The sequence below is a fragment of the Citrobacter sp. BIDMC107 genome, from assembly GCF_001037575.1.
Lineage (GTDB): Bacteria > Pseudomonadota > Gammaproteobacteria > Enterobacterales > Enterobacteriaceae > Citrobacter > Citrobacter freundii.
Window position 1 is genome coordinate 311,591 of sequence record NZ_KQ089848.1, and the last position, 13,182, is coordinate 324,772.

Consider the following 13,182-nt stretch of genomic DNA (forward strand, 5'->3'; position numbering starts at 1 on the left):
GTCCGTACAACAAAAAAAGAGACCATTACGGTCTCGGAAACTTTCATATGGATCAATGACAAAAGACCCTTGAAAGGTAACAAATTATAAAAAGACTCGAATAACATAGCAATAAATTCTTATTTCATTTTTTGAATAAGAGCGTTCCTAAACCTTTATTTTATTTATATAACTTTATGACGATAATTTTAAATAAAGATATGAAAAATCATGTTGTTAATTACTTCACTTTCGGGAGGTTAAGTGCCAGACTGAGGACAGCCTAACAGGAGGTAAAGATGGTACGTATCTATACGTTAACACTTGCGCCCTCTCTCGATAGCGCAACAATCACCCCGCAAATTTACCCGGAAGGTAAGCTTCGTTGTACCTCGCCAGTTTTTGAACCCGGCGGTGGCGGCATCAACGTTGCTCGCGCAATTGCCCATCTTGGCGGAACCGCAACGGCGATTTTCCCCGCGGGGGGTGCAACCGGAGAGCATCTTGTTGCATTGCTCGCCGACGAAAATGTTCCCGTATCCACCGTCGAAGCCAAAGATTGGACCCGACAAAATCTTCATGTCCACGTTGAGTCCAGCGGCGAACAGTATCGTTTTGTCATGCCTGGCGCTGCGCTGACCGATGACGAGTTCTACCAACTTCAGGATCAGGTGCTGGAAATTGAAGCTGGTGCATTGCTGGTCATCAGCGGTAGTTTGCCGCCCGGCGTACAGCTTGAGAAGTTGACCCGACTGATTACCACCGCACAAAAACAGGGGATCCGCTGTATTGTCGACAGTTCAGGTGAAGCACTGACGGCGGCGTTAGCCATCGGCAATATCGAACTGGTCAAACCTAACCTCAAAGAACTGAGTGCGCTGGTAAATCGAGAACTGACACAGCCCGATGATGTGCGCAAGGCCGCACAGGAAATCGTACATAGTGGAAAAGCGCACCGCGTTGTGGTCTCGCTTGGGCCGCAAGGGGCGCTGGGCGTAGATCGAGATACCTGCGTTCAGGTGGTTCCGCCACCGGTGAAAAGTCAAAGCACCGTAGGCGCGGGCGACAGTATGGTCGGGGCCATGACGCTTAAACTGGCTGAGAATGCACCTTTTGAGGATATTGTTCGTTACGGCGTCGCCGCAGGTAGCGCTGCAACGCTAAATCAGGGTACGCGCCTGTGCTCTTTGGACGACACGCAAAAAATTTATTCGTATCTCACTCAGTAATGACACCGTCCCTCTTTTGAAGAGAAAGGGGGATTCTCGCGTAAAACTGTCAGCATGGGTGTTATGCGACTATGATAAAAAATCACGTGATTACAAAGAAGTGAATCATGTGTAGTCAGACGTCTCCACAACGGTACGGGGTGAAAAAGAGCGACAAACATTAAGTGCCTTTCCAGCGATGACGCGTCCGTGGTGTGCGTCAGTTCGTGTTTTTTAACCGCATTCTTGCGCTAACCTTATGATCTGGCAGACAACATGGGGAGAGACATCATGTGGCAGGCTATCAGTCGTCTTTTAAGCGAGCAATTAGGTGAAGGCGAAATCGAACTGCGTAATGAACTGCCCGGCGGAGAGATTCACGCCGCATGGCATTTACGCTATGCGGGGCGAGATTTTTTCGTCAAATGCGATGAAAGAGAGCTGTTAACCGGCTTTACGGCAGAAGCCGATCAGCTGGAGCTACTTTCCCGCAGTCAAACTGTATCGGTACCGAAAGTCTGGGCAGTAGGCGCAGACAGAGATTACAGCTTTCTGGTGATGGATTTCCTCCCTCCCCGTCCGCTTGATGCGCATAACGCGTTTATCCTCGGTCAACAGCTTGCGCATTTGCACGAATGGAGCGACCAGCCTCAGTTTGGTCTCGACTTTGATAACGCGCTCTCTACCACGCCGCAGCCCAATACCTGGCAACGTCGCTGGTCAACCTTTTTCGCCGAGCAGCGTATAGGCTGGCAACTGGAACTCGCCGCTGAAAAAGGCATTGCGTTTGGCAATATTGATGCCATCGTCGAACATGTCCAGCAACGTCTCTCTTCTCATCAGCCGCAGCCGTCTCTCCTGCACGGTGATTTGTGGTCCGGGAACTGCGCCCTCGGTCCTAACGGTCCGTACATCTTTGACCCTGCCTGCTACTGGGGGGACAGAGAGTGCGACCTGGCAATGCTGCCGTTACATATCGATCAGCCGCCGCAAATTTATGACGGTTACCAGTCTGTCTCACCACTACCGCTGGACTTTCTTGACAGGCAGCCAATCTACCAGCTCTATACGCTGCTGAATCGAGCAATTCTGTTCGGAGGACAGCATCTGGTTGTGGCGCAGAAAGCGCTGGATAGATTACTCGCTGCTTAACTACGTACCGCGTTGCTTATCAGGCCTGCCGTTTCGCAACGTGGCAGGCCCGATAGAGCGGCACTTACAAAAAGCCCAGCAATGAGAAGAAGAAGTAGCCGATCACGATAACGATCACCGGCAAAATATAAAGCGGGAAAATTTGTAAGAAGATCGTATGGTGCGGTACCACAATTCGCGACTCAAGTTGCTCGCGGGATAATCCTTCACTGCCTTTTGCCTGTTCCAGAATCAGCTGATCCTCAACGCCTTCGCGTAAGAAACGTGCCTGGCGGCTCATTCTGGCGCCTGAATCTTGCAACGCCAGACCGATAAAAATCAGGATGAATATCAGCCAAAAAACGAGATTCAGTCCACTTTGAAAATCGGGCGTTGGCGAGTTATACCAGAACACGTTAAGAAAAGGTGTATTAACCCGCATCATATCGATCATCACGTGAGCAAAATCGAGCATGACCGCGTTAATTCCCTCCTGCTTTTCGCTGTGCGCATACATAAACTTCAGTACAGAAACCAGTGTTGAAATCAGCGCGGGAATGAAAATTACCCATCCCGCCAGCCTTTTCAAGACGGCAATGCGTCCAGCTTGTTGATACGTCATGAGTTCCCCTTGATAAAGACGTGTCATTTTGGCCTAAGTTTACCCGTTGATAACCGTTTTCGCCTGATCTTTAAAGGCGGTATACTGCTGAATTAGTCATAATGAACGCTCAGAGCCTGTTTTGACTGGCTCTTAATCCCTTTTATCACCGTAAAGGAGAGGTTGTAATGTCAACCCCGCGTCAAATTCTTGCTGCAATTTTCGATATGGATGGATTACTGGTCGATTCTGAACCGCTTTGGGATCAGGCTGAACTGGATGTGATAGCAAGTTTAGGCGTTGATATCTCCCGCCGCCATGAACTTCCCGACACCCTTGGCTTACGCATCGATATGGTGGTCGATTTGTGGTTTGCGCAGCAACCGTGGAACGGTCCCTCACGTCAGGAGGTCACCGAGCGCATCATCACCCGGGCCATTGCGTTAGTGGAAGAAACAAAACCACTGCTGCCGGGTGTGCGTGAAGCCGTGGCGTTGTGCAAATCTCAGGGAATCAAAGTAGGACTGGCATCCGCCTCGCCGCTGCATATGCTGGAAAAAGTGCTGACCATGTTTGATCTGCGCAGCAGCTTCGACGCGTTGGCTTCTGCAGAAAAACTGCCCTACAGCAAACCGCACCCGCAGGTTTATCTCGATTGCGCCACAAAACTGGGCATTGACCCGTTAAACTGCGTAGCACTGGAAGATTCGGTAAACGGCATGATTGCTTCGAAAGCCGCCCGTATGCGTTCCATCGTCGTACCAGCGCATGAGAATCAGGAAGATCCCCGCTTCGTTCTTGCCGACGTCAAACTAACCTCGCTCACCGAACTTACTGCCGTTCATCTGCGCGGCTAATCCTATAACGGGCAATGATCGTATTGCCCGCTCTCTCAGATTTTTTATTTTTAAAACATCGTTTCATTTTTAATTGTGTTTCTGTTTAACCTCTCCTATCCTTGCCCTATAGAGCAAGCGTTAATGACATAAATAGTTGAGGTAAACATGATTCAGGAAGCTTTTCGTCTCGAAGGTAAAGTAGCCATCGTCACTGGATGTGACACCGGCCTTGGGCAGGGTATGGCAGTGGCGCTGGCTGAAGCGGGCTGCGATGTAGTCGGCGTGAATCGTAAAATACCACATGAAACCGCAGAGAAAATTAACGCCCTCGGTCGACGTTTTATGGCTATTCAGGCCGACCTCAGCCAACAAGATGCTCTCACCAGCATCGTGACACAATCGGTGTCAGCGTTTGGCCGGATCGATATTCTGGTCAACAATGCGGGAACCATACGCCGTCAGGATGCGCTGGACTTCAGTGAAAAGGATTGGGATGACGTGATGAATCTGAATCTCAAATCTGTTTTCTTTCTGTCACAGGCCGTGGCGCGCCAGTTTCTGGCTCAGGGCAATGGCGGAAAAATTATTAACATTGCCTCGATGCTCTCTTTTCAGGGCGGAATCCGCGTCCCTTCCTATACAGCATCAAAAAGCGGCGTACTGGGCATCACTCGCCTGCTCGCCAATGAATGGGCGGCCAAAGGAATTAATGTCAATGCTATCGCACCCGGCTATATGGCGACCAATAATACCCAGCAGCTGCGCGCAGACAGCGAGCGCAATCAGGAGATTATCGATCGTATTCCCGCAGGGCGCTGGGGCACGCCAAATGATCTGAAAGGCCCGGTCGTATTCCTCGCAAGTTCCGCCTCTGACTATATTCATGGCTATACGCTAGCCGTGGATGGCGGTTGGCTGGCGCGGTAATGGCGCACTTGTGACAAAGGGTTACAACGTCACCTCTTCCGCCTACTGTATAAAACCCCTATACTGTATGAATCGACAGTTTATTGGGTTTTATCATGACGGCGGAAGGCCACCTTCTTTTTTCTATTGCCTGTGCGGTATTTGCCAAGAATGCCGAGCTAACGCCCATTCTTGCGCAGGGTGACTGGTGGCATATTGTTCCTTCCGCCATTTTAACGTGCCTGCTGCCGGATATTGATCATCCCAAATCCCTGCTGGGGCAGCGTCTGAAGTGGATATCAAAACCCATTGCCCGGGCATTTGGTCATCGCGGGTTTACGCATAGCCTGCTTGCAGTCTTTGCCCTGCTGACCACGTTTTACCTGAAAGTCCCGGACACCTGGATAATACCGGCTGATGCCTTACAAGGTATGGTTCTCGGTTATCTCAGCCATATTCTGGCCGATATGCTGACCCCAGCGGGCGTTCCCCTGCTTTGGCCCTGCCGCTGGCGTTTTCGTCTGCCCATTCTCGTGCCGCAAAAAGGCAACCAACTGGAGCGGTTTCTGTGCATGGCACTGTTCGCATGGGCAATCTGGATGCCGCAGACCGTACAAGAGAACAGCGCTGTACGCTGGTCTTCGCAGATGATTAATACGCTACAAATGCAGTTCAATCGTTTCATAACGCATCAGATTGACTAATAAATCAGCCAAAAAGTCATTTTCGGTATAAACAATTCCATTTGAATATAAGAGGCATGTCACAGTTCTGCTAATCTTGCGCCAACAGAATCACCTTTAAACGGTGATACGCATAATAAGATCAGGAGAACGGGGATGAACTTTCCTTTAATCGCGAACATTATCGTGTTCATAGTGCTGCTGTTCGTGCTGGCGCAAGCCCGGCACAAACAGTGGAGTCTGGCCAAAAAAGTACTGGTCGGTCTGGTCATGGGTGTCGTGTTCGGCCTTGCCCTGCACACCATTTATGGTTCCGACAGCCAGGTTCTTAAAGATTCCGTACAGTGGTTCAACATTGTCGGCAACGGTTATGTCCAGTTGCTGCAGATGATTGTTATGCCGCTGGTATTTGCATCTATTCTCAGCGCCGTTGCGCGTCTGCACAATGCCTCTCAGTTAGGTAAAATCAGCTTCCTGACCATCGGAACGCTACTGTTTACCACGCTGATTGCCGCACTGGTTGGGGTTCTGGTGACCAACCTGTTCGGCCTGACCGCCGAAGGTCTGGTGCAAGGTGGTGCCGAGACGGCCCGTCTGAACGCGATTGAAACCAACTATGTTGGCAAAGTGGCTGACCTCAGCGTTCCGCAACTGGTGCTGTCGTTTATTCCGAAAAACCCGTTTGCCGATCTGACTGGCGCCAACCCGACGTCGATTATCAGCGTAGTTATCTTCGCAGCATTCCTGGGTGTAGCCGCACTGAAACTGCTAAAAGATGATGCACCAAAAGGCGAGCGCGTTCTGGTGGCTATCGATACCCTGCAAAGCTGGGTGATGAAGCTGGTTCGTCTGGTGATGCAGTTGACGCCGTACGGTGTTCTGGCGCTGATGACCAAAGTGGTTGCCGGTTCCAACCTTCAGGACATCATTAAGCTGGGTAGCTTCGTCGTGGCCTCTTATCTCGGTCTGGGCATTATGTTCGTGGTTCACGGGATCCTCTTGGGTATTAACGGCGTTAGCCCGCTGAAATACTTCCGTAAGGTGTGGCCGGTGCTGACTTTCGCCTTCACCAGCCGTTCCAGCGCAGCCTCAATTCCGCTGAACGTTGAAGCGCAAACCCGTCGTCTGGGCGTGCCTGAATCCATCGCCTCTTTCGCCGCCTCTTTTGGCGCCACGATTGGCCAGAATGGTTGTGCGGGTCTGTACCCGGCAATGCTGGCAGTAATGGTCGCGCCGACCGTTGGAATCAACCCGCTGGACCCAATGTGGATTGCCACGCTGGTTGGTATCGTGACCGTGAGTTCCGCAGGGGTTGCGGGTGTCGGTGGCGGTGCAACGTTTGCCGCGCTGATCGTTCTGCCTGCTATGGGTCTGCCGGTCACGCTGGTTGCGCTGTTGATCTCCGTTGAACCGCTGATCGATATGGGGCGTACTGCGTTGAACGTAAGCGGTTCCATGACTGCCGGTACGCTGACCAGTCAATGGCTGAAGCAGACCGATAAAACAATTCTGGACAGCGACGATAACGCCGAACTGGCGCATCGCTAAGTCTGTCAGCTAAAAAACAAAAAACCGCCGGAGTATCATGATCCGGCGGTTTTTTTATATCCATTAATCGCTCAGTTCATTTTCCTGACGAACCTGATTAGCCCAGCGCTGCGCTGATTCCGGGACCGTAAATGCAGGCGAACGTTGAAACGACTCCCCCATTAAGACAAAAGCGACATATTTTCCGCGCAGTATCCATACGTCACGAAACGCATCCATTTTAATCGCATGCTCTGGTGGAGCGGGCTCCACGCGAGGAACATAGCTGATAACCGGACGATTTTGTTGGCGAAGAGGTTTCATAATCAGTTGCTTCACTAAAGACAAATTCTAAAAATCAGAAAACTGCTATCTTAGCCGATTTTGCCTCCTGACGTCCTGCCTTGCGTGCGCTGTTTGCCTGGTTCATCGCGCTTTACGTCATCGACCTGTACCTGCGCCGCTGAATGAGTGGTCTATAGTTAAAGTTTTTGACAGCAACAACGACCCTTTCAGCGATGAAAACAGGAGACGAGTTTAATGTCACAGAACGATAAGCACCCACTCCATCACTCAGCGCCGGTTCATGATGCCAGCGAATCCCAGCCAGGACTTGACTCACTGGCGCCAGCAGACGGTTCACATCAGCCAGCACCTGAACCCACACCACCAGGCATGCAACCCACCACATCCGGCAGCTTAAAAGCGCCTGACGTCACAAGTGACAAACTCAACGCGCTGGACAGTTTTCGCAAAGGAAGCGAGGATTTTGCCCTGACCACCAATCAGGGCGTGCGCATTGCGGACGATCAAAACTCTCTGCGCGCCGGAAACCGTGGGCCAACTCTGCTGGAAGACTTCATCCTGCGGGAAAAAATCACCCATTTTGATCATGAACGCATCCCGGAGAGGATCGTACATGCCCGAGGTTCTGCCGCTCACGGTTACTTTCAGCCCTATGCCAGTCTCAGCGCGACGACGAAAGCGGACTTTCTGAGTGATGAAAATAAAATCACCCCGGTTTTTGTCCGATTCTCTACGGTTCAGGGCGGCGCAGGCTCTGCGGATACGGTCAGAGATATACGGGGATTTGCGACCAAGTTTTACACTGAAGAGGGCATTTTCGACCTGGTGGGAAACAATACTCCCATCTTCTTTATTCAGGATGCCCATAAATTCCCAGATTTCGTCCATGCAGTTAAACCGGAGCCGCATTGGGCCATCCCGCAGGGCCAAAGCGCCCATGACACCTTCTGGGATTATGTCTCATTACAGCCTGAAACGTTGCACAACGTCATATGGGCAATGTCCGATCGGGGTATTCCGCGCAGCTATCGCACGATGGAAGGCTTTGGTATTCACACATTTCGGTTGATTAATGCGCAAGGGAAAGCCACCTTTGCCCGTTTCCACTGGAAACCGCTGGCAGGCAAAGCTTCGCTGGTATGGGATGAAGCGCAAAAACTTACCGGTCGGGATCCCGACTTTCATCGCCGCGATCTGTGGGAGGCGATTGAAGCGGGCGATTATCCGGAATATGAACTGGGGCTACAGCTCATTCCTGAAGAGGACGAATTCAAGTTCGATTTTGACCTGCTCGATCCAACGAAATTGATACCTGAAGAACTGGTTCCGGTACAACTCGTCGGTAAAATGGTGCTAAACCGCAATCCGGACAATTTTTTCGCCGAAAATGAGCAAGTAGCTTTTCATCCCGGACACATCGTCCCGGGCATCGATTTTACTAACGATCCCTTGTTGCAGGGCCGCTTGTTCTCCTATACCGATACCCAGATCAGTCGTCTGGGCGGGCCCAACTTCCATGAAATCCCAATTAATCGCCCAACCTGTCCGTATCATAATTTCCAGCGTGACGGCATGCATCGCATGGACATCGATACTAACCCGGCCAACTATGAACCGAATTCCATCAATGATAACTGGCCGCGTGAAACACCTCCGGGGCCAAAACGCGGTGGATTTGAGTCGTACCAGGAACGGATTGAAGGAAACAAAATCCGCGAACGCAGCCCCTCTTTCGGCGAATACTATGCGCAGCCTCGTCTGTTCTGGCTAAGTCAGACGCCAATTGAACAGCAGCATATTATAGGCGGATTCAGTTTCGAACTTAGCAAAGTTACGCGCCCCTATATCAGAGAAAGAGTGGTCGAACAGTTAGCTCATATTGATACTGCCCTCGCCACGGCGGTTGCCGGGAATCTCGGTTTTGAACTCACTGAGGAACAAACCAAAATTATACCGCCGGCCAACGTCAACGGTTTGAAAAATGCGCCGTCACTCAGTTTATATGCAGGTGCGCAAGGTGAGATTAAGGGCCGTGTGGTCGCCATTTTACTTAATGACCAGGTGAAATCGGCCGATCTGCTCGCCATCATGCAAGCCCTACAGGCCGAAGGTGTTCATGCCAAACTGCTCTATTCCCGAATGGGGAATGTGGTTGCCGACGATGGCTCCGTTCTGACAATCGCCGGTACCTTTGCGGGTTCGCCATCCCTGACGGTCGATGCAGTCATTGTTCCATGTGGGAATATTGCGGATATCGCAATGAACGGAGATGCCCGATATTACTTACTCGAAGCGTATAAACACTTAAAACCTATCGCCCTGGCTGGCGATGCTCGTCGGTTTAAAGCAACGTTGAATATCAAAAAGGAAGGAGAAGAAGGCGTGGTGGAAGCGGACAGTGCAGACACACAGTTCATGGATACCCTGCTGACGCTGATGACCGCGCACCGCGTCTGGTCACGCGCCGGAAAAATAGACACGATTCCGGCCTAAAAAAATGCGGCGCATCAAGCGCCGCAAACTCAGGAATTACACGTTTAGAAAACTGCCAAGACGATAACCGCGCTCCGCAATAGCATATTTCAGTGACGAAGACGTCAGCACGTCGAGCTCAGTTAAGCGGGGGTAACAGTAGGCACTTTGACGAATAATGTCATCGATAAAAGCCGGATGACACATCACTTCCAGCGAGGATTCTCCGCGATCGGCTGACGCATCAAGCATCTGCAAAAACAGAGCTTCAGAAATCGCCTCACCGTAAAACTCGCTGCTGAATCCCTGGGAAGTCCGTAAGGTTTCCGGTAAGTCAGACGCCTGGAATACCGCCTGACGATCGATACGCAACGCAATCCCCTTCTGGGCAGCAAACCCTGCTACGATAGGGAAAATTTGCGGGAACATATGCACATGGTGATGGCTATCCAGATGCGTCGGCTCCCGCCCGAACAGGTCAATAAAACGCTGATACTGTGCGGCCAGTTCCTGAGAAATTTCATCCAGCGGCAGAGTGTCTTCCTCCGCCATCTGCCAGATCCATTTCCCCAGTACACCGTCACGAGTAAGGCCTGGCATTGCCGTCAACGGCCTGCCCAGCGTCAGAACAAAGTGCATTCCGACGGCAAGTTCAGGTATGTCGCGACTCAGCTGTACCGCATGGTCAATTGCCGCACCGTTAACCAGCGCCGTGGTCGAGGTGACAACACCATTGCGACAAGCTTCAACAATGCCGTAGTTTTGTCCTTTACTCAGGCCAAAATCATCCGCATTTACAATCAGTACGCGTTCCATAGCCGACCTCGGTTAGTGTTGTTCGCTTTTGAGTTTCTCAATGCACCCGGCGAAGTTTGGCAGCCATTTTTCATGCGCCAGAATCAGCTCACGCGCCAGAATTTCGGCATCGCTGTCAGAATGCACCAGCGGGCTCAGGTTCAGCGCCAGCAGCACATCATTCAACTCACCGCTCAACGCTGCGTTGCTCGCCGCCACTTCAAAACCTTTAATGGTATAGATAAGGCCGAGCACTTTCTCATCAAAATGGGTAATTCGCGGATGCGGCGTAGCACCGTTACGCCCCAGCGTACAGGTCATCTCAACCGCCCAGTCCGCAGGAATATTATCAACATGCCCATGATGTGGAATGTTGACATAGTGCTCAGTCTGTTTGTCGTTGTAGATGGCATTGATCACTTCACAGGCCGCATCGGAGTAATAGGCCCCGCCGCGCTGCTCCAGCTCTTTCGGTTTAACGTTTAGCTCAGGATTTTTATAGAGATCAAACAGTTGTTTTTCTACTTTTTGTACTACCTGAGCACGTGCGCCACCCTTATAGTACTCGCCCATTTCGATCGCCAGCATCTCTTTTGGCTTGAAGTAGTACAGCAGATACGAGCACGGCAGCAGCTTCAGCGAACGAATCAACCCTTCGCTGAACGGCAGGTCGAAGATGTTCTTCACGCCAGAGGCTTTCAACTGACCCGAAGCAACGCCGTCCAGCAGTTCATCAAAGCGTGACACACCGTTGACCAGAACATCCTTAATGAAGACCATATGATTCAGACCAAACAGGTCGATAGATAAGTCATCACTCTCTTTCAGCGCCAGCACGTCGCTGATGAACATTTTCATGCCGATCGGAATATTACATACGCCGATGAATTTCTTGAAATTCGTATGGCGATAAACCGCCTCAGTCACCATCCCGGCTGGGTTAGTGAAGTTGATCACCCACGCATTCGGGCACAATTCTTCCACATCTTTAACAATATCAAAGATAACCGGAATGGTACGCAGGCCTTTGAACAGCCCGCCAGCGCCGTTGGTTTCCTGCCCCAGATACCCGTGGCTCAGCGGAATGCGTTCATCCTTTTCACGGGCTTGCAGTTGCCCTACACGCAGCTGGGTGGTAACGAAATCAGCATCTTTCAGTGCTTCACGGCGATCCAGCGTTTTAAACAACTTCATCGGCACGCCGGCTTTATCGATCATGCGCTGGCATAGGTCAAAAATAATGTCCAGTTTCTCTTTTCCACCGTCGACATCAACCAGCCACAACTCAGAAACCGGTAATTCATGATAGCGCTTAATAAAGCCTTCAAGTAATTCAGGGGTGTAGCTGCTCCCGCCACCGATAGTGACGACTTTTAATTTCTGGCTCATACTTTCTCCCTTCAGTGTCAAAACACTGACGTGTATTATGCTCAACCCGTATGTCAGGTATAGCGTGGCTGTCCCGACGCTATTTTGGGCAAGCTATAAAAAATGGGTTATTGGCAAATAATATCTACTGATTAAATTCAGTTAATTTCTTACGGTAGCTATTCGGTGTAAACGACGTCAGCTTTTTAAACGTTTTAATAAACAGGCTTGGACTACTGTAGCCAGACTCGTAAGCAATATCCGTTACAGAATAGTTCGTCATTTCCAGCTGTTTTTTAGCAAAGTTAATGCGGATTTCATTAATAATCTGCATCGGCGTTTTGCTGTAATAACGCTGGGTTGCGCGGGTCAGGTACTCCTGGGATTTCGCGGACAGTTGTACCATATTTTCCAGCGCATTCTCGCTAAACTGCCGTTTGTCATGCATGGTCTCAACGGTGGTTTTAAGCCACTGCGGAATATCATCCAACACCTGCTCTTCGCGGTGATGACGTAACCGATTAATAATATAGAAGGTGACCACTTCTACAAATTCATCCAGTCCGCTCTCGCGAAAGTTAAGTGATGCAATAACCGTTTCAATATAGGTAAGAAACGAGTTATTCGCCCGATAGACCTGCGATGCAACGAAACAAAATGGCAGTAGCGGGTGATAGTGCTGTTCAAAAAAACGTTTACTGATGCCGACGTTAAGGATCCTTGTCGCACCAAAATCATAAAAACTTTGGTGGTGCGATCCCAACGGGATAAAGACAAAGTCTCCACGTTCGAGTAGTACGCGTTTACCGTTGATTTCCTGATAATAGCGCCCGGTTAAAACCAGGGTAAATTCATAGTAGTCATGCTGATGCAGCCCGCTGATGCTCTCAGTTTTGTTATAGATGAACACATGGAAATTTTTGCCATTAAACAGTTGCTGTTCATAAACAGTTTTGATTTCCGGTGCGTTAATCTGTAGCTGCATTATGCACTCCTCGCTATTTCAGCTTTTCGTGAAGTTCAATCAGTTCAGTCACCAGCTCACGCGCCAGCATTGATGTCATCAGGTGGTCCTGCGCGTGGACCAGCACCAGGCTAACTTTCATTTTACCTTCGCCCTGATCGCCTTCAATCAGTTTCGTTTGCACGAGGTGCGCTTCGTTCAGCGCCAGACGAGACTGGTCCATCATCGCCTTGGCCGACTCGAAATCGCCTTGCTTAGCCATTTTAAGTGCACCGTACGCCAGGCTACGCGCCTGACCGGAGTTGATGATGAGGCCCATCACCACTTCTTCAAGTTCTTCTGCTTCGGACTGCGTGTCGACGATATTCTCGATATCCAACATACTTTTTTCCTCTGGTTCAGT

At 50.5% G+C, this 13,182-nt stretch carries 13 protein-coding genes; 7 read left to right on the forward strand and 6 right to left on the reverse strand.

Translation table 11 applies throughout. The annotated features are described in order from the left end of the window. The first annotated feature begins 278 nt into the window (after positions 1-278). Both pfkB and SK39_RS01485 read left to right on the forward strand, forming a co-directional pair. Positions 279-1,208, forward strand: a complete 930-nt coding sequence (gene pfkB / locus SK39_RS01480) for a 6-phosphofructokinase II (RefSeq protein WP_048216530.1) — start codon at positions 279-281, stop codon at positions 1,206-1,208. 270 nt (positions 1,209-1,478) lie between these two features. Further along, positions 1,479-2,339 (forward strand): fructosamine kinase family protein, encoded by an 861-nt coding sequence (locus SK39_RS01485; RefSeq protein ID WP_003840909.1) that lies wholly within the window; start codon positions 1,479-1,481, stop codon positions 2,337-2,339. A 64-nt stretch (positions 2,340-2,403) separates the two neighbouring features. On the opposite strand, the gene SK39_RS01490 is transcribed toward SK39_RS01485, so the two are convergent. Then, a complete protein-coding gene (locus SK39_RS01490) occupies positions 2,404-2,940 on the reverse strand; it encodes a YniB family protein (RefSeq protein WP_003030600.1) in 537 nt (178 codons plus the stop codon). 167 nt (positions 2,941-3,107) lie between these two features. Between SK39_RS01490 and hxpB the strand changes: the two genes are divergently transcribed. From hxpB to tcyP, 4 genes are all read left to right on the forward strand, one after another. Then, the gene (gene hxpB, locus SK39_RS01495) at positions 3,108-3,776 is read left to right on the forward strand and encodes a hexitol phosphatase HxpB (RefSeq protein ID WP_032936086.1); all 669 of its coding nucleotides are present in this window, start codon (positions 3,108-3,110) and stop codon (positions 3,774-3,776) included. 147 nt (positions 3,777-3,923) lie between these two features. After that, positions 3,924-4,685, forward strand: a complete 762-nt coding sequence (gene kduD / locus SK39_RS01500) for a 2-dehydro-3-deoxy-D-gluconate 5-dehydrogenase KduD (RefSeq protein WP_003840907.1) — start codon at positions 3,924-3,926, stop codon at positions 4,683-4,685. 83 nt (positions 4,686-4,768) lie between these two features. After that, on the forward strand, positions 4,769-5,368 hold the full coding sequence (locus SK39_RS01505) for a metal-dependent hydrolase (protein ID WP_085951595.1): 600 nt from the start codon (positions 4,769-4,771) through the stop codon (positions 5,366-5,368). Between the two features lie 135 nt (positions 5,369-5,503). Beyond that, entirely contained in the window at positions 5,504-6,895 is a 1,392-nt protein-coding gene (tcyP, locus tag SK39_RS01510) for a cystine/sulfocysteine:cation symporter (protein WP_003843455.1), read from the forward strand. A 63-nt stretch (positions 6,896-6,958) separates the two neighbouring features. On the opposite strand, the gene cedA is transcribed toward tcyP, so the two are convergent. After that, positions 6,959-7,222 (reverse strand): cell division activator CedA, encoded by a 264-nt coding sequence (gene cedA, locus SK39_RS01515; protein WP_071524328.1) that lies wholly within the window; start codon positions 7,220-7,222, stop codon positions 6,959-6,961. Between the two features lie 192 nt (positions 7,223-7,414). On the opposite strand from cedA, the gene katE reads away from it, so the two are divergent. After that, positions 7,415-9,673 carry a catalase HPII gene (gene katE, locus SK39_RS01520; RefSeq protein ID WP_048216531.1) on the forward strand — a complete coding sequence of 753 codons (2,259 nt, stop codon included), beginning with the start codon at positions 7,415-7,417 and terminating at the stop codon, positions 9,671-9,673. Between the two features lie 36 nt (positions 9,674-9,709). Here the strand turns inward: katE and chbG are convergent, their stop codons facing one another. From chbG to chbA, 4 genes are all read right to left on the reverse strand, one after another. Continuing rightward, the gene (gene chbG, locus SK39_RS01525; protein WP_044700002.1) at positions 9,710-10,468 is read right to left on the reverse strand and encodes a chitin disaccharide deacetylase; all 759 of its coding nucleotides are present in this window, start codon (positions 10,466-10,468) and stop codon (positions 9,710-9,712) included. Positions 10,469-10,480: 12 nt separating this feature from the next. Further along, the gene (locus SK39_RS01530; protein WP_003030616.1) at positions 10,481-11,836 is read right to left on the reverse strand and encodes a 6-phospho-beta-glucosidase; all 1,356 of its coding nucleotides are present in this window, start codon (positions 11,834-11,836) and stop codon (positions 10,481-10,483) included. A 124-nt stretch (positions 11,837-11,960) separates the two neighbouring features. Further along, on the reverse strand, positions 11,961-12,803 hold the full coding sequence (gene chbR, locus SK39_RS01535; protein WP_085951594.1) for a transcriptional regulator ChbR: 843 nt from the start codon (positions 12,801-12,803) through the stop codon (positions 11,961-11,963). 10 nt (positions 12,804-12,813) lie between these two features. Beyond that, positions 12,814-13,161: a PTS N,N'-diacetylchitobiose transporter subunit IIA gene (gene chbA / locus SK39_RS01540; protein WP_003030618.1), complete on the reverse strand. Its 348-nt coding sequence runs from the start codon at positions 13,159-13,161 to the stop codon at positions 12,814-12,816. Positions 13,162-13,182 lie beyond the last annotated feature (21 nt).